This is a genomic window from Breoghania sp. (assembly GCF_963674635.1).
Lineage (GTDB): Bacteria > Pseudomonadota > Alphaproteobacteria > Rhizobiales > Stappiaceae > Breoghania.
Map to the genome: position 1 here is coordinate 2,032,733 of NZ_OY771475.1, position 24,247 is coordinate 2,056,979.

General features: G+C 63.8%; 22 protein-coding genes. 6 read left to right on the plus strand and 16 right to left on the minus strand.

The window, feature by feature from the left end; all coding sequences use genetic code 11:
* Positions 1–6: 6 nt before the first annotated feature.
* Positions 7–1,971, plus strand: coding sequence for an asparagine synthase (glutamine-hydrolyzing) (gene asnB, locus ABGM93_RS08790; RefSeq protein ID WP_321505391.1), 1,965 nt, complete (start codon positions 7–9; stop codon positions 1,969–1,971).
* A 356-nt stretch (positions 1,972–2,327) separates the two neighbouring features.
* Here asnB and ABGM93_RS08795 read toward each other — a convergent pair whose 3' ends face one another.
* Genes ABGM93_RS08795 through ABGM93_RS08815 form a run of 5 tightly spaced genes read right to left on the minus strand, consistent with a single transcriptional unit; the run spans position 2,328 to position 7,124 of the window.
* Positions 2,328–3,098, minus strand: coding sequence for an enoyl-CoA hydratase/isomerase (locus ABGM93_RS08795; RefSeq protein ID WP_321505393.1), 771 nt, complete (start codon positions 3,096–3,098; stop codon positions 2,328–2,330).
* Positions 3,095–4,342 (minus strand): beta-ketoacyl synthase N-terminal-like domain-containing protein, encoded by a 1,248-nt coding sequence (locus tag ABGM93_RS08800; protein WP_321505395.1) that lies wholly within the window; start codon positions 4,340–4,342, stop codon positions 3,095–3,097. Before ABGM93_RS08800 ends, ABGM93_RS08795 begins: the two co-directional genes overlap by 4 nt.
* 4 nt (positions 4,343–4,346) lie before the next feature.
* A complete protein-coding gene (locus ABGM93_RS08805; RefSeq protein WP_319772103.1) occupies positions 4,347–4,592 on the minus strand; it encodes an acyl carrier protein in 246 nt (81 codons plus the stop codon).
* Positions 4,593–4,611: 19 nt separating this feature from the next.
* A complete protein-coding gene (locus ABGM93_RS08810) occupies positions 4,612–5,868 on the minus strand; it encodes a hydroxymethylglutaryl-CoA synthase (RefSeq protein WP_321505401.1) in 1,257 nt (418 codons plus the stop codon).
* Positions 5,865–7,124: a cytochrome P450 gene (locus tag ABGM93_RS08815; protein WP_321505403.1), complete on the minus strand. Its 1,260-nt coding sequence runs from the start codon at positions 7,122–7,124 to the stop codon at positions 5,865–5,867. Before ABGM93_RS08815 ends, ABGM93_RS08810 begins: the two co-directional genes overlap by 4 nt.
* Before the next feature lie 240 nt (positions 7,125–7,364).
* Here ABGM93_RS08815 and ABGM93_RS08820 point away from each other — a divergent pair, with 240 nt between their 5' ends.
* Complete coding sequence (locus ABGM93_RS08820) at positions 7,365–8,186, plus strand: metallophosphoesterase (protein WP_321505405.1); 822 nt, start codon at positions 7,365–7,367, stop codon at positions 8,184–8,186.
* A 9-nt stretch (positions 8,187–8,195) separates the two neighbouring features.
* Here ABGM93_RS08820 and ABGM93_RS08825 read toward each other — a convergent pair whose 3' ends face one another.
* Positions 8,196–9,032: a 4'-phosphopantetheinyl transferase superfamily protein gene (locus tag ABGM93_RS08825; RefSeq protein ID WP_321505407.1), complete on the minus strand. Its 837-nt coding sequence runs from the start codon at positions 9,030–9,032 to the stop codon at positions 8,196–8,198.
* Between the two features lie 40 nt (positions 9,033–9,072).
* Between ABGM93_RS08825 and ABGM93_RS08830 the strand changes: the two genes are divergently transcribed.
* Entirely contained in the window at positions 9,073–9,972 is a 900-nt protein-coding gene (locus tag ABGM93_RS08830; RefSeq protein WP_321505409.1) for an acyltransferase domain-containing protein, read from the plus strand.
* Positions 9,973–10,199: 227 nt separating this feature from the next.
* Here the strand turns inward: ABGM93_RS08830 and ABGM93_RS08835 are convergent, their stop codons facing one another.
* From ABGM93_RS08835 to ABGM93_RS08850, 4 genes are all read right to left on the minus strand, one after another.
* A complete protein-coding gene (locus tag ABGM93_RS08835; protein ID WP_321505411.1) occupies positions 10,200–11,435 on the minus strand; it encodes a cytochrome P450 in 1,236 nt (411 codons plus the stop codon).
* Positions 11,435–12,694 (minus strand): cytochrome P450, encoded by a 1,260-nt coding sequence (locus ABGM93_RS08840; protein ID WP_321505413.1) that lies wholly within the window; start codon positions 12,692–12,694, stop codon positions 11,435–11,437. Before ABGM93_RS08840 ends, ABGM93_RS08835 begins: the two co-directional genes overlap by 1 nt.
* A gap of 63 nt (positions 12,695–12,757) precedes the next feature.
* Positions 12,758–14,059: a cytochrome P450 gene (locus ABGM93_RS08845; protein WP_321505416.1), complete on the minus strand. Its 1,302-nt coding sequence runs from the start codon at positions 14,057–14,059 to the stop codon at positions 12,758–12,760.
* Positions 14,060–14,197: 138 nt separating this feature from the next.
* The gene (locus tag ABGM93_RS08850; RefSeq protein ID WP_321505418.1) at positions 14,198–15,010 is read right to left on the minus strand and encodes an FkbM family methyltransferase; all 813 of its coding nucleotides are present in this window, start codon (positions 15,008–15,010) and stop codon (positions 14,198–14,200) included.
* Positions 15,011–15,489: 479 nt separating this feature from the next.
* On the opposite strand from ABGM93_RS08850, the gene dctP reads away from it, so the two are divergent.
* From dctP to ABGM93_RS08865, 3 genes are all read left to right on the plus strand, one after another.
* Positions 15,490–16,581 carry a TRAP transporter substrate-binding protein DctP gene (gene dctP, locus ABGM93_RS08855; RefSeq protein WP_321505420.1) on the plus strand — a complete coding sequence of 364 codons (1,092 nt, stop codon included), beginning with the start codon at positions 15,490–15,492 and terminating at the stop codon, positions 16,579–16,581.
* Positions 16,582–16,709: 128 nt separating this feature from the next.
* Positions 16,710–17,303, plus strand: coding sequence for a TRAP transporter small permease subunit (locus ABGM93_RS08860; protein WP_321505422.1), 594 nt, complete (start codon positions 16,710–16,712; stop codon positions 17,301–17,303).
* Positions 17,300–18,613, plus strand: coding sequence for a TRAP transporter large permease subunit (locus ABGM93_RS08865; RefSeq protein WP_321505424.1), 1,314 nt, complete (start codon positions 17,300–17,302; stop codon positions 18,611–18,613). Before ABGM93_RS08860 ends, ABGM93_RS08865 begins: the two co-directional genes overlap by 4 nt.
* A gap of 127 nt (positions 18,614–18,740) precedes the next feature.
* On the opposite strand, the gene ABGM93_RS08870 is transcribed toward ABGM93_RS08865, so the two are convergent.
* The 6 genes from ABGM93_RS08870 to ABGM93_RS08895 all read right to left on the minus strand — a co-directional run bounded on the left by ABGM93_RS08870 (position 18,741) and on the right by ABGM93_RS08895 (position 24,247).
* Positions 18,741–20,435 (minus strand): long-chain-fatty-acid--CoA ligase, encoded by a 1,695-nt coding sequence (locus ABGM93_RS08870; protein ID WP_321505426.1) that lies wholly within the window; start codon positions 20,433–20,435, stop codon positions 18,741–18,743.
* A gap of 81 nt (positions 20,436–20,516) precedes the next feature.
* A complete protein-coding gene (locus tag ABGM93_RS08875; RefSeq protein WP_319772117.1) occupies positions 20,517–20,954 on the minus strand; it encodes a PaaI family thioesterase in 438 nt (145 codons plus the stop codon).
* A gap of 12 nt (positions 20,955–20,966) precedes the next feature.
* Positions 20,967–21,641, minus strand: coding sequence for a histidine phosphatase family protein (locus tag ABGM93_RS08880; RefSeq protein WP_321505430.1), 675 nt, complete (start codon positions 21,639–21,641; stop codon positions 20,967–20,969).
* On the minus strand, positions 21,638–22,630 hold the full coding sequence (locus ABGM93_RS08885; protein ID WP_321505432.1) for a nitronate monooxygenase family protein: 993 nt from the start codon (positions 22,628–22,630) through the stop codon (positions 21,638–21,640). The genes ABGM93_RS08880 and ABGM93_RS08885 overlap by 4 nt, the downstream gene beginning before the upstream one ends.
* Positions 22,630–23,139 (minus strand): MaoC family dehydratase, encoded by a 510-nt coding sequence (locus tag ABGM93_RS08890; protein ID WP_321505433.1) that lies wholly within the window; start codon positions 23,137–23,139, stop codon positions 22,630–22,632. The genes ABGM93_RS08885 and ABGM93_RS08890 overlap by 1 nt, the downstream gene beginning before the upstream one ends.
* 37 nt (positions 23,140–23,176) lie before the next feature.
* Positions 23,177–24,247 (minus strand): acyl-CoA dehydrogenase family protein, encoded by a 1,071-nt coding sequence (locus ABGM93_RS08895; RefSeq protein ID WP_321505435.1) that lies wholly within the window; start codon positions 24,245–24,247, stop codon positions 23,177–23,179.

Genomic DNA, 24,247 nt, shown 5'->3' on the forward strand with positions numbered 1-24,247 from the left:
AGCCATATGTGCGGTATCGCAGGCATCGTCGACCAGACCCAACCTGCCGGAGCCTTGCGTGGCCAGATCGAGCAGATGCTCGCGCGGATCGGCCATCGCGGCCCGGACGGCGCGGGCTATGTGGTCGATGACGGCTTCGCGATGGGCACCGTGCGGCTGGCGATCCTTGACCCGAATGCGGGAGCGCAGCCCTTTGGCGATGAGCGCGGGCGCTACTGGCTGAGCTATAACGGGGAGATCTACAACTACCTTGAGCTTCGATCCGAGCTGGAGGCGCTGGGCTGCCGCTTCACCACCCATTGCGACACGGAAGTGGTGCTCAAGGCCTGGATCACCTGGGGGCCGGACTGCCTGCCGCGCTTCAATGGCGGCTTCGCCTTCGCGCTTTATGACCGGCAAACCGGCGATGTGTTTCTTGCCCGTGACCGCTTCGGCAAGCGGCCGATGTTTTATGCCCGCCATGGCGGCAGGTTGCTGTTCGCTTCCGAAATGAAGGCCTTTCTGGCGGTGCCTGGCTTTGAATTCGAGCAGGACCCGGAGCAGCTTTCCTCCATTCTCGGCCAATGGACGCCGCTGCCGCACCAGAGCGGCTTTCGCAACGTTGAAAGCCTGCCGATGGGCCAGTGGCTCAGGCTTCGCGGCGGCGAGATCACGTTACACACCTATGCCGAACTGCGCTTCGATGAGGGCCCGGAAGTGGCAAGCGAGGCGCAGGCGCTTGACGCGATCCGTGCGCGGCTGACCCGGTCGGTGGAACTGCGCCTTCGAAGCGACGTGGAGGTGGGCGTCTATCTGAGCGGAGGGGTCGATTCCGCCATTGTGGCGCGACTTGCCAAGGATTTCGCCACGAGGCCGCTCTCCACCTTCTCGGTCGAATTCGAGGATGCCGAATTCGACGAATCCGCCGACCAGCGGCTCGTCTCCGAGCATCTCGGCACACGCCATCACGCCCAACGCATCACCCATGCCGATATCGCGGACAAGACGCCGGATGCGGTCTTTCATGCGGAGGTCCCCGCCTTCCGCAGCGCCTTCGTGCCGATGTTCATATTGTCGAAACGCACACAGGCCGAAGGCATCAAGGTCATTCTGAGCGGTGAAGGGGCGGATGAGGCGTTTCTCGGCTACGATCTCTTCAAGGAGACGTTGCTGCGCGAGGCCTGGAGCGAGCTTCCCGACGATGTGCGCCGGGCGCGCATCGAGACGCTCTACCCGCATCTCGCCCATTACGGGCCGGACGATATCGCAGCCGTGACAGGCCTCTATCACCAGTTCTCGGTTGAGAAGATGCCGGGGCTCTTCTCCCATGAACTGAGGTTCCAGAACGGGCTCTTTTCCGCCCGCCTTGTGAAGGAGGCGGGGCAGCCGTTTGCCGCGATATCGGAGCTCGTCGCCTCGCAATGCGGCTATCAGCGGCTGTCGGCGGTGGAGAAGGCGCAGTGGCTTGAATACAAGACCCTGCTTCCCGGCTACCTGCTTTCCACACAAGGCGAGCGCATGAGCCTTGCGCATGGGGTTGAAAACCGCTGCCCGTTCCTCGACCCGGACGTCTTTGCGCTGGCGACCTCGATCAATCTGAAATTCGATGACGGATTTGTCGAAAAGCGCCTGTTGCGCGAGGCGTTCCGGGGCCGTCTGCCGGATCGGATCATCGACAAGCGCAAGTTCCCCTATCGCGCCCCCGACGCGGCAGCCTTTGCAGCCCGGCGTCCCGACTATCTCGATCTCGTCTTGAGCGAGGCGGAGCTTTCCGCCATTCCGTTCCTGAACGCGAAGTTCGCGCAAAAGCTTGCCAACAAGGTCTTGAGCAAACCGGCGAGCGAGATCAGCACCAAGGAAAACCAGACCTTCCTCTACCAGCTCTCCATCTGCCTGCTCAACCGCGCCTTCGTGAAGCGCGAGGGCCTGCCGGAGGCAAGGCTGCCGCGGCTTGAAAGGGTCGTGGATCTGACGGAAGGGGCGCTGGCCTAGGGCTGCGTTTGGGGTTGTGGCCCATCCTTCGAGACGGCCCTTCGGGCCTCCTCAGGATGACGTTATGAGTGGGAAGGAAACGTGCTCGGGGAGTGCCGCCCATCCTTCGAGACGCCTGCTGACGCAGGCTCCTCAGGATGACGTTGTGGATGTGGGAGGCTCCGTGTTCGCAGACTGTCGCCCATCCTTCGAGACGCGCCCTTCGGTCGCTCCTCAGGATGAGGTTTGAGTGTGTAGCCGGCATCCACAAGAGCTATTGGCCAACAACCATCAACGCGAGAACGTCATCCTGAGGAGGCCGAAGGCCGTCTCGAAGGATGGGCCACACACTCAAAACCGATAACAAAAGCCCGCCCCTAGTCCTCCCAGGGGAACGTGAGATCGCTCACATAGCGGCGGATATCGGCCAGGACCTTGGGATCGCAGAAGATCTCCCGGTTCGCCGCAAGCGCGCGCGCGCGGTCCTTGGCCGGGTCGCCGGACGCTCCCGCCATATAGGCCTTGTAGCGGGCAATGGCGGGTTGTTGCAGGTGCCGAAGCCGCGCCAGATGCTGGCGCAGCGCCGCCTCGCCGTTTTCCGCGATGACATCGACAAGCCCGCTGGCAAGCGCATCCGGGGCCGAAACCGGCCTGGTCATCAGCGTCATGTAATGGGCGCGCTGACGACCGGTGCGGCGGATGAGGAACGGCAGGACACAGGCCGGAAAAAGGCCGAAAAGCAGTTCCGAAAGCGCGAATGTCGCCGTCTTTTCGGCAATCACGATATCGCATGCGGCGACGAAGCCGACCCCGCCCGCATTGACCCGCCCCTTCACGAGGCAGACGGAGACGAAGGGGCCTTCGGCCAGTTTCAGCCAGATATCATAGAGCGGGCCGGGATCGCCTGCGGACCCGTTCTCGGCAACCGCTTCGAAGTCGCCGCCCGCGCAGAAAGTCTCCGCCCCGCCCTCGATCACCACGACGCTGATGGGCTTTTCGCCCTGCCCCGGCGCCGCCTCGCACCGGGCCAGAACGCGCCCGAGTTCCTCAACCATCGCCGTGTTGATGGCGTTGCCGACGTCGGGCCGGTCAAGCGCGATGCGGCAGAGGCCGTCGGTCCATGTCACCTTGAGGGTTTCATAGGTCATGGCCTGCGCCCCTCCCCGTCTGCAGGCGCGGCGATCACCAGCGCGGTGTCGATGCCGCCGAAGCCGAAGGAGAATTTCAGCGCATGGCGGATGCGATGAGCCTCGGCTTGCGTGCCGACCCAGCCGAACCCATCATCGAGCGGAGCCTCAAGATTGCGGGTCGGATGAAGGCGGCCTTCCGCGATCTGGGCGAGGACGGCGGCAATCTCGATGGCGCCTGCCGCACTCAGCCCATGGCCGATGATGGATTTGGTGGCATTGATGCGCGCGTGGGCAAGACCGAGCGCGCGATAGGTCTCCAGTTCCGCCTCATCGCCCGCCGGCGTTGCGGTGGCATGGCCGTTGACATAATCGATATCGGCGGCGGTGAGCCCGGCCTCATCCAGGGCCAGTTCGGCAGCGCGCTGCTGGCCTTGCGTATCGGGTTCCGGCCCGCGCGATCCGTCGGCGACATGGCCTGCGCCCATCAGATGCGCATAGACCTTGTTGGAAGCTGCGAAATTCTCCCGCGTGAGAACGAGGGCCGCGCAGGCTTCGCCATAGATGAAGCCGTCATGGTCTTTGTCCATCGGCCTGCAGGCGCGCGCAGGATCATCCGCGAAAAGCTCCGACCCCATCGCGCCCAGCGAGCGCATGGCGTGAAGATCGTAACCGGAAAGATCCTGCAAGGCGCCAAGGGCGATGCAGATATCGATGTCACCTGCCCGGATCGCCCGCATGGCCTCGATCACGGCCACCGAGCCGCTGGCCGAGGCCCCGCCCACCGTCAGCGTGAAGCCACGGATGGGAAGGGTCGCGGCGCAAAGGCCCGCGATATCGGTGTCGAGAAACATGTGCCCGTGGCGCGGCGGGACATAGGCGAGACGGTCGGCATAGCGGGACGCGGCCAACGCCTGTTCGCGCGACATCAGGTTGGTCCCGCCGACGACAAGACCGATGCGTTCGGGATCGACATCCTCAAGCCCCGCATCGGCCCAGGCCTCGCGAAGAACCTTCAGTGCCACGCGGGCGGAAAAGGTGGTTGTTCGGGCAAGACGCGGCGGCAGGCTTTCAGGTTCATCGGGAAGCTCCACGCCGATGAAGGGCGTTTCGTCCTCAGGCTGCTCGCGGCCTTCGCGGCGCAAGACGCCAAAGACATTCGGGGCCGCAAAAAGTCCTTTTGCGAAGGCCGCCTTGCCGTAGCCCAGACCGCAGGCAACCCCCATTCCGGTGATGGCGACAGGACTGGCAACTGGGTAGGTCATGATGTCAGCCGGCGCTCTTGGACAGGAGCAGGTCGGCCAACTCGCCGATGTTTTTCGGCCCGTGCAGCTGGACCATGGGAATTTTCAGGCCGAGCTTTTCCATGGTCGCCAGAATGATCTCGCTGCGCTCGATGGAATCGACGCCAAGCTCGGCCATGGAATCCGCCGCTGTTATCGGCTGATCGGCCAGTTCCGGCACGGTTTCGCGAATTTCCGCGATGATCATTTCGGCGATCCGGGTGCTGTCCAACGTTCGAATTCCCCTGAAATCAGATCCAGTTGTAGTTGCGGTGGTAGTCGACCACGCTGTCGAGGACAAGGCGATCCCCCTTGCCCACCGTCGGCCATGCGCCGGGAATGACCTGGCGATCAAGCTCCGCGTTCCTGGTGCCGAAGCGCACCACTTCCTTGCCGGTGAGGAGCTTTTCATATTCGGCAATGGACAGGCGATAGCGTTCATCCAGCGCCTTGGAGATGCCCATGGCCTGAAGACGCGTCTTTCCTTCCGGCGAGACCACGCCGGAGAAGAACTCCGAACAACAGCCCGAGCCGTAGGAGAAAAGGCCGATGCGCTGGGGCTGGGAAAGCTCCACCGTATCGATGGTGCCTGCCAGCGCCACATAGACGGAGCCGCCCGCGGTGTTGCCCACCCGTTTGCCATAGGCGAGGCTCGGGCCGAGGCGGGTCTCGAAATCCTGCGCGATTTCGGCGGGCGGCGTTTTGTAGAGCTTGCGCATCAGGTGGCGGTGCGCGCCCTTCACCATGCCGCCAAAGGGCGTGTGGAAGCAGAGCTGCGAGAAGGTTTCCCGGAAATCCGCGCCCTCCACGCGGCGCGCATAGTCCTCAAAGGCGCCTGCGCAGCAATCGAGATAGGCCATCAGCGACAGATCGGCATCGCCCGCTTCCGTATCCGGGCCCGGACGGCAGGTATCCATCACCTCAAAGGCGTGATTGCCATAGGCGCCCGCATCGAGCGCCAGAATGTGGGGTGTGTCGGAGACGAGCATCGCCGTGGCACCGGCCCCGGAACTGGGTTCGGAATAGGCCCATTCCTGAACCGCGGCGGCGTCAGCCAGGGCGAAACGGGAAATGTCGGTCGTCACCACCAGCGCCTTTGCGCCGGGCGAGGTGTGCGAGAGCACGAAATTCACCGCCATCTGCAATCCGGCCGTGCCCGAATAGCAGGCCTGCTTGATCTCGAAGAGACGGCAATTGGAGGGCAGATCCAGATACCGGTGCAGATAGGTGGAGAGCGACTTGCCGAAATCGATGCCGGATTCGGTGCAGGTGATCACCATCTCGATGCGGGCGCGATCCTCCGCGCTCAAGGCGTCCACGACCGGCTTTGCCGCATTGACCGCAAAGGTGACCGGATCCTCGTAGGGAAGCGCGACCGTCTTTTCCTGCATCAGGAGGTTTTCGAAACGCGGCATGTCGAGGCCGCGATGGTCGCACAGTTCACGCACATCGAGATAGGCCATGCCGCCAAAGACATTCATGGCCTCGATACCAACGGGTCCTCTCACGCAGCTTTCCTCACATGGATGGGCAGATGGCCGAGGCCGCGGGCATTCATCCGGTCAAGCCGCCATTCGGGCGTCCCGGCCAGGTCGATATGGGCGTATTTCTCCAAGAGCCTGGAAAAGGCGATCTGCGCCTCAAGACGGGCAAGCGGCGCACCGATGCAGAAATGCGCGCCGCCGCCGAAGGTGAATTGGGCATTGGCGGGGCGGGCCACATCAAGCTCGTCGGCGCGCTCAAACCGGGCCGGGTCGCGATTGATCGCGCCGATCAGGCCGATTACCGGCGCGCCCCTGGGGATGGTCATGCCCTCAACCTCGAAATCCTCCCGCGCGACACGCAGGATCATGTTGCCGCCGGGCTCCATGCGAAGGAACTCCTCCACAGCGGTACGTGTCAAGGCGGGCTCGGTTCGAAGGCGGGCAAGCTCGGCAGGGTTGCGCAACAAAAGCAGCAGGCCGTTGCCGATCAGCGTCACCGTTGTCTCGTGGCCCGCAACGAGCATGGAGACGAGGTTCGTCAGCGTCTCTTCTTCATCCAGCGTGCCGTCCTTGTAGGCATGAAGCGCGAGGCCCATGAGGTTGTCCTCATGCCGGTTCTCGCGCGCCCGGATCTGTTCGCGCAGGAAATCCTTGAACTCGGCGAGCGCGGCTTGCGCCTCCAGCTTCTGATCCGGCGTCATCAGGATATCGCCAATGCGGATCAGCGAGGCGCTCCAGCGCGAGATCGTCTCATCGAGACTTTCGGGAATATCGAAAAGCTCGCACAGAACGCGAAGCGGCAGGGGAGCTGCGAAGGCCTCGATGAAATCCACCTCGCCGTCATCCGGCATGGCGGCGAGCAGTCGTGCGGCCTGTTCCTCGATCAGGGGCGCCATGCGCGACATGGCCTGCGCGCGGAAGGCCGGTTCATAGACCTTGCGCATGCGACGATGCTCCTCGCCGTCGCAATTGATCATCTGGGGCTGGAACTCGCTGAAGAGCTTGTAGCCGACGGGATCATGGGCGCGGTAATCGTCGGAATTCCAGCCGCCCAGCCAGTTGCGCGTGTCGCGCCCCATCGAGGACGATTTGGAGACACGGGCAAAGGCGCGGTGGCCGAGGATGAAATAGATGCCGCTTGCCGGATCGAAATGCACCGGCCCTTTTTCCTGAAGGCGGCGCAACTGGGGATAGGGATTTGCCAGAAAATCCCTGTCGGAGAGAACCGACCACCAGTCGATCCCGCCGGAAACACCTGTGCTCGAAATGTCTTTGCTCAAATCTGAAATCGGCTCGCTCCCGCGAATGGGCAAAATCCCGCCAGTTTCCGCCCCGCATGAAAAGGATCGGGGTGGGTTTTCACACCTGCAGGAGGAAGTGTTTTCCATGTGGGGGGCAGCGTCAAGGAATGAGGGGCCAACTTGCGGTTTTCCCCCGCCCCAGGTTCGCCTCTTGTGAGAGCAACCCCATATTGTGCAGATTAGCCCTTCCGACTCCCAGACCACAGTTTCCCAAGTCCCATGAAAATCAGAGCGATCAGCGACCTCCATCTGGCCAGTCCCGCCAACCGCGAGGCGCTTGCCGCATTGCCCGATTTCGGTGATGACTGGCTGATCGTGGCCGGCGACATCGCCGAGAAATTCAGCCATATGCGCCTTGCGCTGGAAAGCCTGACGCGGAAATTCGCCAAGGTCTTCTGGGTCCCGGGCAATCACGATCTGTGGGCGATTTCGGAAGAACGGGGCCAGCCGGCCGTTGTGGGCGAGGCGCGCTACCGCGCACTGGTGGAGATCGCGCGCGAGTTCGGCGTCCTCACGCCGGAAGACCCTTACGAAATCTGGACGGGCCCCGGCGGCGAGCACGCCATCGTGCCGCTGTTCCTGCTCTATGATTACAGCTTCCGGCCCGACCATATCGCGCGCGACGAGGTGGTCGCATGGGCGAAAGAGGGAAGTGCCGTGTGCGCCGACGAGATGTTCCTGAACCCCGCGCCGTGGGAAAGCCGCGATGCGTGGTGCGCGCGCCGGATCGCGGAGACCGAGGCGCGGCTTGGCGAACTGCCAGATGATCTGCCCACCATCCTGATCAATCACTTCCCGATGCGCGCGGATCTCATCCACATTCCGCGCGCGCCGCGCTTCACGCCCTGGTGCGGAACGCGGGCGACCCATGACTGGCACACCCGCTACAATGCGAGCGTCGTCATTTCCGGCCATCTCCACACACGGCGCACGGACTGGCGCGACGGGACGCGGTTTGAGGAAGTCTCGCTCGGCTATCCGCGCCAGTGGGACCAGAGCCAGGGCCTTGAGACCTATCTGCGCGAGATCCTGCCGGGCTGAGCGACGCTTTCAGGCTTTCGCCAGATCGCGCAGATAATCGAGCGGCGCGGGCCTCGTATCAACAACGAGCCGTCGCTTTGCCGGATGGCGCACAGCCAGCGTCATCAGGTATTTCGGGCCTGGCCGGTAGTGCTCGAAGTGCCAGTTTGCCGGGTCGTCGGCCACCTGATCGCGGAAGCTGATTTCAAGCGCGTCGGGATCGAAGGCGAAGGCGTCGAGCGGCTGGGAAAGCCCCTTGCCGATGGCCTTCACATAGGCCTCCTTCAGCGTCCAGAATTTCAGGAACGTGTCGAGGCGTTCGCCGTCGGACGCCTCCGCCATCTTCCGGCGCTCCGGTTCCGCGAACATGCGTTCGGCGAGCTTTTCCGCCTCCACGGTGCGCTCAAGCCATTCCACGTCCACGCCGATATCATGTTCCTGCGTCAGCGCAACGGCGGCCAGCCCGCGGGTGTGGGAAATGTTGACGCGAAAGCGCGGGCCCGCCTCGGGCGCGACCAGTTCCGGCTTGCCGTGCTCTTCCACCGTGAAACGCCAGTCCAGCGGGGCGCCGCCCAGGCAATAGCTCAAAAGCCCGCGGCAACTTGCATGGGCGGCGATGTAGACGAGGCGGTCGCGTTCGAAATGGAAACGTTCGGACCGCTCCCGTTCTGCCTCGGTAAGAAGGGACGAGAGGATCGGCCAATCAGCCTCACCGATGGTTTCAAGCGGCAGCCACCAGGCGGCGGCGCGGTCGCGGTCAATCAGCGCCTTGCCGCCGACGGCCGGGCCGTGCGACAAGAATCCGTCGCCGATCTCATTGCCGCTCAAGGTCTTTTCCATGCGCTCCTCATCGTCGTCCCTACCCACGGCCTTCTGCTTCGCAGGCCAAGGCTCGCAGTATTATCACATGGCGGCAGATCTCTTGAACACCGATGCCGTCTTCCGACAGTGGATGGAAATAGGCGACAGGATCGTTCAAGACGCGCAAGGCTTTTCGCCGCTTGCCGCCATCCATGACGATGCGCGCAGCCGTGCGGACGCCTTCGATCATCTGGAGCATTCCCACCCCTCCCTCTTCATGGTGCAATTCGCGGCAGCCAAGATGTTGCAGGCGCGTGGGCTCAGGCCCGACCTGCTGGTGGGCGTGAGCCTTGGCGAATTCGTCGCCATGAGTTTGGCCGGGATGATCCCGTTTGAAACCGCGTTGAAAGCGGTCGCGGACCAGCCGAAGACCTTTCGCAAGACCTGCCAGCCCGGCGCGCTGATCGCTGCCCTTGCGCCGCCGAGCATCCGCGATGCGTCGCCTCTCCTGCGAGAGCGAACCGAGATCGCCGGCATCAATGCCGAGCGCCATTGTGTGCTGGCCTGCGAGGCAGAGAACACGGGCGCGGTCAGCGATGAATTGCGCCGCCTCGACACGCCCTTTCAGGCGCTGCCCGTGCCCTTCGCCTTTCATTCACGCTGGATCGACGGGGCGGAGGACACCTTCTTGCAGGCCGTCTCGGACTTGCGCTTCGAGACGCCGTTCTGGCCGGTCTGGTCGTGCTGTCTCGGACGTCCTGTTCAAGCCGCCGACGGCCCCCTTCTGTGGCGGATCGTGCGCGACCGGATGCAGCTGCAGGCGACATTTGCAGCCATCGAGGCTGATGGCGGGGCGCATTATGTCGATCTCAGCCCGACGGGCACCTTCGTTGCCGTGCTCCGGCAGGACCTGCGTAGAAGCTCGACCTCGAAGATCAGCCCGCTGATGTCGCCCTTCGGCGGGGATCTGAAGCGGCTGGATGCGCTTTGCGGCGAGAAAGCCTGAAGCGGAGGCTTTGTTCGGCACCGGGACTGAGTATGGGGGCCCATCCTTCGAGACGCCTGCTCTCGCAGGCTCCTCAGGATGACGTTCCCGTGGGGGGGCTTTTCGGGAGCCAGCAACACACACAACCTCATCCTGAGGAGGCCCAACGGGCCGTCTCGAAGGATCGGCCACACGCTCAAATCGTGTTTGCCGGAGCCAAGCACACCGCAAGGACCAAGCTTGCCTCCTTACCGCCAGAGGCGAACCGGCAGGCGTTCGAGGCCGCGCTGGTTGGTGCGATCCGTCCACCAGACAGGCTCGCCCGCAGGCTCGATGCGGGAAAAGCGGTCCATCAGAACGCTCAGCGCGACATCGACTTCCAACCGCGCAAGGGCGGCCCCGATGCAGACATGGGGACCGCCACCGAAGATCACCTGCGCATTGGGCTTTCGCGCGATATCGAAGGTCTCCGCATCCGCAAAGCGCGCCGGATCGCGGTTGATCGCGCAGATGAGACCCAATGCCAGCGAGCCTGCAGGCAACGTCATGCCATCCAGTTCGAAATCCCTGATCGCCACGCGCAGGATGAAATTGATGGCGGGCTCATAGCGCATCATTTCCTCAATCGCGGTGCGCATGAGATCTGGGTTGGCGCGCAGGCGGTTAAATTGCGAGGGGTTGCGCATGAGGGTCAGGAGCCCGTTGCCGAGCACGTTGACGGTGGTCTCGTTGCCGGAGACGAGACCCTTCAGATTGTTGAGGGTTTCCTCCTCATCCATGATCCCGTCATCAAGGGCTTCGAGCGCCAGTGCGATCAGCCGGTTTTCCGCATTGCCGCGCTCGGCTTCCAGATGTTCGCGCAGGAATGCCTTGTAGGCGCGCAGCGCCTCCAGCGCCTCGCGCTTCTGGTCCTGCGACATCATGATGTCGCCGATCTTCACCAGCGCCGCGTTCCAGCGGGCAAGGGCGGGGTCCATTTCGGGCGAGATGCGGAAGAGATTGCGCACGACGCGAAGGGGCAGATGGTTGGCAAAGCCGGTCATGAAGTCGACCGGCTCCCCTTCTGGCAGGGCGTCGGCCAGCTCGCGCGCTTCCGCCTCGATCATCGGGCGCAGCGGCGGGATCTCGGCCGGGCGGAAGGCCTTTTCATAGACATCGCGCATGCGGCGGTGATCGGGCGGATCGGCATTCACCATCTGGCGCTGGAACTCGCTGAAAAGCTCATAGCTCAGCGGATCGCGCGCCTTGCTTTCCGGGCGGCTCCAGCCATTGGTCCACAGGCGGGTATCGCGGCCCATTTCAGGCGCGCGCACCATGGCGTTGAAGGCCTCGTGACCAAGCACGAAATAGATGCCGGACGGCTCATCCAGATGCACCGCCCCCATCTTGCGGATGCGCGTCAGGTCGGGATGCGGATTGGCGAGGTAATCCGGGTCGGTGAGCAGGGTCCACCAGTCAATCGCCGGGGCAATGGTTTCGCTCATCACGCCTGTCCTAGCTTGATGGGGAGGGTATGCAGACCGTGCTGATCGCTGCGGTGGGTCCACCACACGGGCTCGCCTGCAAGCTCGATGCGCGCAAAGCGTTCAAGAAGATGCGCAAACAGCGTCTGCGCCGTCATGCGCACCTGCGTCTTGCCGAGGCAGATATGCGCGCCCCCGCCAAAGACGTGATGCGCATTGTGGCGGCGCGTGATGTCGAATGTGTCGGGATCGTCGAAGCGTTCCGGGTCGCGGTTGGTCGCCCCCGTCAGGCCGATGGCCAGCGCGCCCTCAGGTATGCGGGCGCCCGCGCATTCGTAATCCTCGATGGCAACCCGGATGATGAAGCTGCAGCCAGGCTCGAAACGCAGCATCTCCTCTATCGCCGGGGCGAGAAGGTCAGGATCTGCGCGCAATTTCGCCATCTGGTCGGGATGGCGGAGCAATGTCAGAAGGCCATTGCCCAGAAGCGTTGCGGTCGCCGTGCCGCCCGCAATCAGCGTCACGAGATTGTTGAGGGTTTCCTCCTCATCCATTGTGCCATCGGCCCAGGCCTTGAGGGCGATGCCAACAAAGCCCTCGCCCGGCCGATCCGTGCCGGACGCGAAGCGCTGGCGCAGGTAAGTCTTGAATTCGCGCATGGACTTTTGCGCGTTCTGCTTCTGCTCCACGCTCATCATGATATTGCCGATGAAGCCCAGATCCGTCACCCAGTCGGCGAGCTGTTCCTCCATTTCCGGCGGGATGTCGAAGACATCGCGGGCGATGCTGCGAGAGAGCGGATTGGCGACCTGCGTCATGAAATCGATGGGTTCGCCCACCGGCAGGGCATCGAGCAGACGGGAGACTTCTGCTTCCGCCAGCCGCACAGGCTGCGCCAGACCGTCCGCCCGGTATGCCTTTTCGTAGATCCCGCGCTGGCGGCGATGGTCGGGCGGGTTGGCGTTGGTCATCTGCGGCTGGAATTCGCGGAACAGCTCATAGGTCAGCGGATCGTTCTCGCGCACCTCCTGCCGGTTCCAGCCATGGGTCCAAAGGCGCGTATCGCGGCCCATTTCGCGCGCGCTTGCCATGGCGCGAAAGGCGCTGTGGCCGAGAACGAAAAAGACGCCCGTTGCCGGATCGCGGTGGACGGGCCCCTTGTCGCGCAGGGCATTGAGCTGGGCATAGGGGCTTTTGAGATATTCCGGATCGGTCAGCATCGACCACCAGTCGACGTCACTTTCAATCGCTCCGACGGTACGCTGGCTGTCAACAGACACAGTGGAGATGCTCCCTGTTTCCCCGCCCTGTGGGCCCAACGGCCCCGCACTCCGGCGCGCTTGTCACTCCGGCGACACGATCAACGGCAGCGACCACAGCCCGCGCTGGTCGGAGCGGTCGGTCCACCACTCCGCCTCGCCCGCCAGGTCGATGCGCCCGAAACGGTCCATCAGGGCGTTGAAGGCCACTTCCGTGGTCATGCGGGCCAGCGCCTTGCCGATGCAGATATGCGCACCACCGCCAAAGGCCGAATGGTGGTTGGGCTTGCGGGTGATGTCGAAGGTGTCGGGATCCTCGAAACGCTCCGGGTCCCGGTTGATGGAGCCGACAAGGCCGATGGCGAGCGAACCCGCCGGGATCAGCACCTCGCCGCACTGGAAGTCCTCGACACCGGCGCGCGGGATGATGCTGCTGCCGGGTTCAAACCGCAGCATTTCCTCAATGGCGCGCGGCATCAGCGAGCGGTCGGCGCGAAGCTGCGCAAACTGATCCGGATGTTTCAGAAGGCTCACAAGGCCGTTGCCGAGAAGGGTCAGCGAGGTCTTGGAGCCGGAAATCAGCATGACGACGTTGTTGAGGGTCTCCTCCTCGTCCATCGTGCCATCTTCGGCCGCCGCCAGCGCCATGGAGATGGGCCCGTCGCCCGGGTTCGCCTTCAACCGTTCAAGATGCTCCTTCACGAACTGCTTGAAGTCCTTGTTGGACTGCTTGGCGTTGCGCTTCTGCTCCGGCGTCATGACGATGTTGCCGAGCCAGGAGAGATCGGAAATCCACTTGCCGATCTGGCCTTCCATCTCCTCCGGGATCTCGAAGAGCTTCAGCGAAATCCGGTTGGGCAAGGGATTGCCGAGACCCGCCATGAAATCGAAGGGCTCGCCGACCGGCATCTCGTCCAGCAGCTTGCGGCACTCGTCCTCGATCATCGGCAAATGGCGCATCATGTCGCGCGGACGGAACGCCTTGTCGAAGACCCCGCGCATGCGGCGATGATCGGGGGCGTTGGCGTTGATCATCTGCGGCTGGAAGTCGATGAACAGCTCGTAGGTCTCCGGATCGTTCTTGCGGTTTTCCGGACTGCTCCAGCCATTCGCCCAATAGGTCGTGTCGCGCCCCATGGCCTGCGTCTTGGCCATCTGACCGAATTCCTTGTGCCCCATGACGAAATAGACGCCCGAGACCGGATCGAAATGCACCGGGGCAAGCTCGCGGATCCTCTTCAGGTCCGGATAGGGATTGGTGAGGAAACCGGGATCGGCCAGCATCGTCCACCAGTCGATATTGAAGGAAGGCGGCACGGACGCGACGCGTCCTGCCGCAGCCGCCATCCCGCTTGTTTCGGCACTTTCCAGTTGCGCGTCAGACATGAGTACGCTCCGGTCAAATTCCTGTTAGAAATCATCGAACCGCAACAAGATTGCGGATACAGGCAATACACGCAAAGATAGGTTCTTCCGCGATAGTGCCCTTGCGTTTCCCGTCACGCAAGACGCGGAACGGCTTCTTCAGGCGCGATGGGCATAGATGTGAAAAACGGCCGCCCCACCCTGCGCCATCGGGTGATCGCCGATGACGGTCTTGTATCCGCGCGCCTCAAGCTCCTCGCGAATGGTCTTCAGTTCCTCCGGCCCGCGATGGACCTCCACCAGAAGCTGGCGGATCTTCGGCCACAAACCTTCGCCGATACCGTCCAGAACCGGGCGCTCCTGCCCCTCGGTATCGATCTTGAGAAGGTCGATCTCGTCGATCCCGAACCGCGCGACCACATTGTCGAGCGTGTCGACATCGACGGTGACGGTTTCCTTGCGGAAAAGCTGATCGATGAAGGCTTCTTCATCGAGACGATCATGGGCGCCGGTCTTGTCGATGATCGCCCGGATATCCTCGCTGGCGCCCTGCCCGAAAAGAAGACTGCGCAGGCCACCGGCAAGGGTCTCGCCGACGGCGCTGTCACCGGTGGAAAGCGCCGACAGTGCGGGATAGTGATCGAACTCGGCCCGGCCGGGAGCCGCTCCCAGCGCCACACGGCAGGCTTCCACCATCCCGCCCATGCGCTCGGAGTTGTTCTTCAATGCCTCGAAGGCGGCGGGCATGGGTTCAAAGGCATAGATGCGCGCATCCGGGCACAGGTCGTGCAGCCGCAGACAGAAGAGCCCGATATTCGCGCCGACATCGAAAAAGACGCCATCCACCGGCAGATCGAGCCCGCGTTCGGTAAGATCGTCGGAGACGATCTCGTGCCAGCCGAAGCCAACCTCATAGGCGTTGACGCAATGGATCCGCCGCCCATCGGGAAGTTCTGTCATCGCAATGCTCATGCGTGGGGTTCCCCTCTGCCTGAACCCGCATCAGCCACCCCCAATCCGCCTGCGCGCCCGCGAAGGGCCTTGATGCGGATGGCGCGCCGCGACGCCGGCTCCACCTCTAAGCGATTCCCTCATATTGTTCCCTCAAAACGGGCGCGACTTCCATCCCCTAACGTAAGGATATGCGCGGCCAGGCGCACCCGGTGCCCCGCAACGCCCTGTGGAGCGCGGATTGCGCCTGCTTTTCCGCCCTGATCACAAGGAGAAAGGTTCTCTGTTGCCTGCGATCCTGACATGTGTCAGGCTTCGCGCCGTCCGGATCGGCTCGGGAGCATGATCGGCGGGCGCGTCCGGGGTTGGGAGTTCCGGGCGGGCGCGGGGATCGGCCAGGCCGGACACAAGGAAAAAGGCGGTGTGGTCCTGAACGGGCTCTGCCGGAACGACAAGAGGCGCCGGAGTTGGGCCGCCTGTTCACTTTGAGGGAGGACTCCATGACGAATACCACTGACGGGACCACTGAGGGGACCACCAACGCGCGCGCGGGCAAGACGACCGGCGGCACGAACCGGCGCGCCCTGCTGCGCGGGGCCGGCATCGCGGCGCTGGCCGCACCGGCTTTCATCGGCAAGGGCATGGCTCAGGGCTCGGTGCGCTGGCGTGTGCAGTCGCACTGGCCCAAGGCGTCAAGCTCGTTCACCGCGAGCCTCGGCGTTCTGGCGGACGAGGTTTCCAAGCGCACCGACGGCGCTTTCAAACTGGAGCTTTTCGGCGCGGGCGAATTCGCCAAGGGTCCGGGCATCTATGATCTGGTGCGCAAGGGCGTGGTTGCCATGGGCACCATCAGCCCCTCCTACATCCAGGACGATGCGCAGGCCGCCTCGTTCCTCTATGGCATTCCCGGCACGCTGCGCGAAAGCTGGGAGATGCAGCACATCGTCAAGAACCTCGGCATCGAGGCGCTGGTCAATGAGGACCTCACCAAGCAGGGCGTGCAGATCCTGGCCGAAAAGGTGCTGCCGACGGAACTGACGGTCACCAAGAAGATCGAAAACGTGGACGATTTCCGCGGGCTGAAGCTGCGCTCTTCCGGCACGATGCTGGACTATCTCGCCAAGGCGGGCGCGGCTCCGCAGTACATTCCCGGCTCGGAGCTCTATCAGGCGCTCTCCTCCGGCACCGTTGACGGCGCGCATTGGGGCGCAGCGGTTGGCGCGAAGTCCATGTCGCTCTGGGAGGTCTGCAAGTATCACGTCAAGCCGCCGCTGGCGCAGACGACGGATGCCTTCATCCTCAACATGAACGAGCTCGAAAAGCTCGATGACGCCATGCGCGTGGCGCTTCTCGATGCCATCGAGACCCGCTTCTACGCCCGCTCGGTGGAATATGTGCATGCCGAAGCGATCGCGCTTTCGCAGGGCATCGCGGAAAATGGCCTTGAGGTCATCACCCTGCCGCAGGACGTGCTCGACCTTCTCGCCAAGGCTTCCATCGAGATCCTCGATACGGAAGCCCAGAAGGGCGATCGGGCTGAACAGGCCGCCGATATCTACAAGGGCCTGATGCGCGACCTCGGCTACGCCTGAACGGGGCCTTTGCTCCCTTTGGAGAGGGGCCCGACCACGCGGCCCCTTTTCGTTTCCACGAAAATCGAAAAACAGGCGTCGGGCGGGGTCACTCCCGTCCTCTTCGCCGTGGAATGAGGTGCATCTTCATGCAGGCTGTCGCCCGAGCGGTCACGCGCCTGAACCTGTGGATCGGGAAATGGGCGGCGCTCGCCATCTTTCCCATCTTCATCCTGCTGCTTTGCGACGTGGCGTTGCGCTACATCGTGGGACGGCCCGCCATCTGGACCGCGGAACTGGCGGTGCTGATCTTCGGCGCCTACGCCGTGATCGCGGGCGGCAACCTTCTCGCCCGGCGCGGGCACGTCAATGTCGATATCTTCTATGGATCGCTCTCACGGCGGCGCAAGGCGATGGTCGATATCGCCACCTGGCCGCTCTTCATGCTGTTTGTCACCGTGCTGCTGTGGCAGGGCTGGGAGATCGCCTCAGATTCGCTTGCGACCTTTGAGCGTTCCAACTCCGTCTGGAAGGCCCCGCTGTGGCCGACCAAGCTCTTCATCCCCCTTGCCGCCGTCCTGTTGCTGGCGCAAGGCGCCGTGCGGCTCTATGGCGATATCCGCGTGGTGCTGGGACTTCCCGTGGATGAAGACACCTTCGGACGCCAGGAGGAGGAGCCAGAGGTCTTGTCCGTAAATCCCCGCGAAACGTCTTCTCATGATGCAAAGGGGAACGGCAAATGAGCGTCGAACTCCTGACCCTTCTGTTCTTCGGATCGCTGTTCGTCTTCGTGCTCCTCGGCACCCCGCTCGCCTTCGTGCTGGGCGGTGTCTCTGTCGTGTTTCTCTATTTCGAGATGGGCACCATCGGCTTCTACCTGCTGTCGTCCAAGATGTGGGAGGCGATGCATGATCCCATGCTGATGGCGATCCCGCTCTTCGTCTACATGGCGACATTGCTGGAGAAATCCGGCGTCGCAGGCGATCTCTACGACATGATGCACCAGTGGTGGGGCGGCGTGCGCGGCGGGCTTGCCATCGGCACGGTGATGATCTGCGTGATCTTCGCGGCCATGTCCGGCATTTCGGGCGCGGCGGTCGTGACGATGGGCACCATCGCGCTGCCGAAGATGCTGGAGCGCGGCTACGACAAGAAGCTGGCGCTGGGCGCGATCAACGCGGGCGGCGGCTGGGGCATCCTGATCCCGCCTTCCATCCTGATGGTGCTGTTCTCGCTGCTCACCGAAGTCTCCGTCGGGCGGCTGTTCGCAGCCGGCATCGGGCCGGGCCTGCTGCTCTTTGCGCTGGTCTCCGCCTATATCCTGATCCGCTGCTTCTTCCAGCCCAACCTCGCCCCGGCCCTTCCCGTGTCAGAACGCGCGGACTGGGGCACCAAGTTCCGGTCCCTGAAGGCCGTGATCCTGCCGATCCTGATCGTTCTGTCCGTGCTGGGGGCGATTTTCGGCGGCTTTGCGACCCCGACGGAAGCAGCGGCCATCGGCGTCTTCGGGGCGCTCGTCGCGACCACGGTGAACGGGCGACTGTCAACCAAGATCATGATGGAGACGGCCTTCTCCACGCTGCAGCTGACGGCGCTCATCATGTGGATCCTGTTCGCCGCGCATGCCTTCTCCACCGCCTATACCGCCCTTGGCGCGCAGAGCCTGATCGAGGATCTGATGAGCGATCTGCCCGGCGGCCGGTGGGGCGCGCTTCTGATGATGCTGAGCACGCTCTTCGTCCTTGGCATGGTGCTTGATCCGGTCGGCATCATGCTGATCACGCTGCCGGTCTTCCTGCCCATCGTGCAGGCCAACGGCTTCGACCCGATCTGGTTCGGCATCCTCTTCATCATCATGATGGAGGTGGGCTACATGACGCCGCCCTTCGGCTTCAACCTGTTCTACCTGCGCGGTGTCGCGCCTCCGGGCGTGACCATGGGCGACATCTACGCATCGGTGATCCCTTACGTGCTGGTGACGCTTCTGGGCGTGGCGCTGATCATGATTTTCCCGGAAATCGCGCTCTACGCACCGCGGCTGTTCTTCAGCTGAGAAACGGGCGCCCCGATAGCCCAAAAGAAAAGCGCCCCCGGAGAGATCCGGGGGCGCTTTTTGCGTTTCAGTCCTGAGAGCCGCGCGGTCCTCGTCCTGGACGGGATTTCCCGTCGACCGGGTCGGGTCAATCCAATTGGGACAGTTTCTGGATTTCGGCCAGCGCCTCGGCGTCACGGGCCGCCAGTTCGGCGACTTCCTTCCACTGCAGCTTGCCGCTGGCATTACGCGGCAGGGTGTCCGTGAACACCACCTGGCGCGGCACCTTGTAGGCGGCCATGTGTTCGCGGCACCAACTGATCAGCTCTTCCTCGCTCACCTCCCCGCGCAAGACCGCATAGGCGATCACGCTTTCGCCGCGTCGCGGATCGGGGCGGCCAACGACGCAGATTTCGGCAATCGCCGGATGATCGTGCAGGATCGCCTCCACCTCCGTCGGCCAGACCTTGAAGCCAGAGGCGTTGATCATGCGCTTCATGCGGTCGACGATGTAGAAATAGCCCTCTTCGTCATAGCGCCCGATATCGCCTGTGCGCAGGAAGGACTTGCCATCCAGTTCGACAAAGGCGTCCCGGGTGGCGGCCGGGTTGTTCCAGTAACCCAGGAAAACCTGCGGCGCATTGATGATGATCTCGCCCACTTCGCCGGGGCCGAGTTCCTTGCCCGTTTCCGGGTCGATCACACGGCTGTCCACATCGAAGACTGGAACACCGAGGCACTGCCGGCGCGGGGCATCGATGGGGTTGATGTGGGTGGCGGCCATGGTCTCCGACATGCCGTAGCCTTCGATATAGTCGAGGCCCGTCAGCTCCTTCAGGCGGCGCGCGATGGGAGCCGGCATGGCGGCCCCACCGCCGCCAACCACCTGCAGGCTGGACAGGGCGGAGGCGTCCACGTCCGGATCGTTCAGCAGATCGATCATCATGGTGGAAATGCTACGCCAGCGCCCGACGGCGTGGCGGCGGATGAGCTGGGCGGCGACGCGCCTGTCCCAGCGCGACATGAGGACCACTGTCTCTCCGACGAAAATGGGCCCGTTCATCGAGCCCTGCATACCGGTGACGTGGAAGAGCGGCAGAACGGCAAGAGAGGGCGAACCGAGACCGCGCGGGTTCCAGATGACACCGCCCACAATCGTCGTCATGACGGTGCGATGCGAGTGCATGCAGCCCTTCTGCTGCCCCGTCGTGCCGGAGGAATAGGGGATGACGGCGAGATCGTCCGCGCCGGCGGTGATCGGACCCGGCATCAATCCCATGGCCTCCGCTGCGGGCCAGCCAAGCGTTCCGGGAATGTCGTAGTCCTCGCGCCCGGCAACTTCCAGACCTGCGGGAAGCGGTGTCTCCGGGTCCCGGCCCGCCTTGTCGGCATAGGCGGCGACGAGCATATGCGCGAGCCGTCCGGCTTTCGCGAAAGGTGCGATGTGGGCGAGCAGCTCCTGCCCGACCAGCGCAACGCTCGCGCCAGTGTCGGCGATCAGGTGATCCAGCTCATGGTCGCGGTTCATCGGGTTGACCGGCACGACCACCGCATCGGCTCTCAGGATCGCGTAATAGCCGATGATGAACTGGGGGCTGTTCTGCATGTAGAGTAGGACGCGATCGCCCTTGGCAACCCCCGCCTCATCTTGAAGCCAGCCCGCGATACGCAGCACCGTCTCCTGCAGCTCGCGATAGGTGATGTCCGCGCCGTAGTAATGGATCGCGGTCGCGTCGGGCGTTTTTTCGGCCGTCAGGCGCAGGTTTTCCGACAGATTGCGCTCGGGCACGTCGATATGGTGCGGTACTCCGGCTGGCCACACTCCAAGATGCCGGTCAAACATCGGATTTCCCTCCCCTTTTTGTTCTCTCCTCACATCCCGCGCATCGTCTGCTGAAAAGCGACGGGCGGGGACGCGGCTGGTTTAACTGCCCGGCAATGCGCTCTTTCGATATCTGAAGACCGCGCTTCCCTTCGCCAGCACTTCACCGGTCTCATCCGTCACGCGACCTTCCGCGAAATAGGTCGACTTGCCGCCACCCGTGCGCCAGCCCTCCGCGATCAGCAGCTTGCCCTTGGGCCGCGACAGATAGTTGGTGGTCAGCGACAGGGTGATGGCGCTGCGGCGCACATCCTTGTCGCCGGTGTAACAGCCCGCAAAGCCCATCACCGTATCGAGCAGCACGGCATAGACTCCGCCATGGGGAATGCCGTGGCGGTTGTCGAATTCCCCGGTGATGGGCAGTTCAAACCGCGCCCAGTCCGGCTTCCAGCCAACCATGCGGAACCCGATCATGTCCTGGAAGGGATAGGTCGGCTCTTCGATAAGCGCAGTGTCGATCACGTCATCCATCGGCGTCATGTCCAGTCTTGCTCAGGCATAGGTGAGAAGCCGCGCATCCGCGCGCTCACGCATATGCGGCGTTTCGTTGAAGGCGTGCAGGTAGCGGGCATCCGGGCCGCCCACCAGCCGGGAGACCGCGCAGTTCTTCATCTGAAGCTGCAACAGGATCATCTGTTCGGCAGGCGCCGAGAGCGCATCGACAAGAAGCCGCGAAATCGCGCCGCCGGAGCTGACGGCGAGCACCGGCCCGCCCGCCGCCTCGGAGGCCGCGAGCATGGCATCGCGGGCGGCCAGAACGCGGGCGGTGAAGGCGGAAAAGCTCTCCGGCGGGCCGTCGACCTCGTCCTTCTGCCAGGCGATCACGGTCTCGCGCAGAATGCGGAAGTAGGTGCGCCGGTCGCGGCGCTCTTCCTCGCTGAGCCCGCCGGGAAAGCGGGCGGCCAGAAGCGCGGAGGCGTCAAACTCGTTCAGGCCCTCATGGATCACCGCATGCTGCGGATCGAGGCCGAGCGCGGGGGCCATGCCGTCCAGCGTTTCGCGGTGACGGCGCTGGGCGCCGCGAAAAACGCAGTCCGGCGCAAATCCCTGCGCGGCCAGCGCCGCCCCAAGGCGGGACGCCTGTTCATGGCCGAGCGGCGACAGGCGGTCGTAATCCGCCTGTCCGAACGAGGCTTGCCCGTGACGAACCAGAACAAGCTCGCTCATGCGCCCCCTTCCGCGCAAAGCTGCGCCAGCGCATCGCGATATTCGCCCTCGATCCTGTCGACAAGCGCACCGGCGGTGACCAGATCATGCACCGCACCGATACCCTGCCCCGCGCCCCAGATCTGGCTCCACGCCTTGGCCTTGGACTGGCCTTCGCGGAAATTCATGCTCTCGACATCGCCGTCGGGAAGCGCATCGGGATCGAGGCCTGCGCGCGCGATGGAGGGTTTCAGGTAGTTGCCGGAAACGCCTGTAAAGAGCGACGACGTGACGATATCGTCCGCCCCGCAATCGATGATCATCTGCTTGTATTGCGGATCGGCATTGGCCTCTTGCGTCGCGATGAAGGCGGAGCCGACATAGCCGAGATCCGCCCCCAGCGCGCGCGCCGCCAGAAGCGCGCGGCCCGTGGCGATGCTGCCCGAGAGCAGCAGCGGGCCTTCGAACCATTCCCGGATTTCAGAGATGAGCGCGAAGGGCGATTGCGGCCCGGCATGACCACCGGCACCGGCAGCGACCGCGATGAGACCGTCCGCGCCCTTCTCGATGGCCTTGCGGGCAAAGACATTGTTGATCACGTCATGCAGCACGATGCCGCCGGCCTGATGGGCGGCATCGTTGACTTCCGGGCGCGCGCCAAGCGAGGTGATCCAGATGGGCACCCGCCAGCGGGCGCAGATTTCCACGTCACGCTCCAGACGCTGGTTGGAACGGTGAACGATCTGATTGACGGCGAAGGGAGCGGCGGGGCTGTCCGGATTTTCCTGATTGTGACGGTCGAGTTCCTCGGTGATGCGCTTGAGCCATGTCTCCAGCATGGGCGCCTCGCCCTCCGCCTCGCGCGCGTTGAGCGCGGGAAAGCTCCCCACGATCCCGGCCTTGCACTGGGCAATGACCAGTTCCGGGCCCGAAATGATGAACATCGGCGATGCCACCATCGGCAGACGCAGGTTTTGAAGAATGCCGGGCAGGCGGCTGTTGGCTCGCATCAGGTTCGTTCCTCCCTCGAAGCCGTCGGCGCGTCCGCTGCCCCGGCCTCCATGTAACGCAGGCCCAGCCAGTCGGTCACGATGGCCGGGCGTTCGGCACCCTCCACCTCCACCTGAACCTCCCAGGTCGTCAGAACAGCGCCGGGTGCGCGCAGATTGATCGTCTTGAGGCGGAAGCGCGCGCGGACACGCGCGCCCGAAGGGACCGGCGCGAGAAAACGGACACGATCGAACCCGTAATTCACGCTTGAGCGGACCCCCGCTATTTTGGGCAGAGCAGATTCCGACAAGGTCGGCAACAGGGAAAGCGTCAGGAGACCATGAGCGACGGTGCCCGCATAGGGGCCCTCGCTGGCCGCGCGGGCAGGATCGACGTGGATGAACTGGTGGTCCCGCGTCACGCGGGCGAAGTCGTCGATCAGATCCTGATCGACGACCAGCCAGTCAGAGACGCCGATTTCCTCGCCGAGCTTGGCTTCAAGCTCGCCAAGAGAGATCTCCGGTCGCATCGCGGGCTCCCTCCCCGGTTTCCCTGTCGCCCTTTTCTCAGGCCGCGTAGCTGCGGACGATCTCGCCCTCGCAGGCGTCGGTATCGCCGAGCTGATGGTCGAGCATCACCAGGCGCTTGGCGTAGTGAGACGACGCGTATTCCCACGTCATCGCGATACCGCCCTGCATCTGGATGGTCTCTTCCCCCACAAGCCGCGCCACACGTCCGACCAGGCTTTTGGCCATGGCGGAGGTGCGGGCGGCTTCCGGCTCACCGAGGCAGGCGGCAAGGGCGATGGTCATGGAGCGGGCCTGTTCGATTTCCGACAGGAGATCGACCGCGCGGTGTTGAAGCACCTGGAACTTGCCGATCACCGTGCCGAACTGCTTGCGGGTCTTGAGGTAATCGAGAAGCAGCGCATTGGCTGTGTCCATCGCGCCAACAGCTTCCGCGCAAAGGGCGAGACGCCCGGCGGCGAGCATGTCGGTGATCGCCGCTTCCGCATCCGCGATCAGCAGGGTCGCCGGAGTGCCGTCGAAGACGACTTCGGCGGCCCCACCGCCATCCATCATGCCATAGCCGGTGACGGTGGCCGCAGATGCTTCGGTCTGGAAAACCGCAGGCTTGCCATCAAGCTGCGCGATCACCAGAAGCGTGTCGGCGACATGGCCGCCATAGACGGCCGTCTTACGGCCATCGAGCATGTAGGCATCGCCCGAGGCGCGGGCCGTGGTGGACATGAAAGCCGCATCATAGGGCTCGTCGATCTCCGAGAAAGCGACCGCGTAGCGCGTGGCGCCTTCGATCAGGGCTTCCTGATCCGCGCCCGCAGCACTCAGCAGGCGGCTTGCCAGCAAGGTGGCGAGAAACGGCTCCGGACAAAGCACACGGCCCAGCTCCTCAAAGACGACGGTGATGTCGAAGCCCGTGCCGCCATAGCCGCCCGCTTCCTCGCTCACCAGCGCGCCGGGAATGCCGAGCGCAGCAAGTTCCGTCCATGCCTTCGGATCATGGAAGGGCGCTTCATAGGCGCTCTTGTTGCGATGTTCCATGCCGCAATTATCGGCCAGATAGCGGCGAAGGCTGTCCGACAGCATCTGCCGGTCGTCGGTCAGATCGAAATTCAT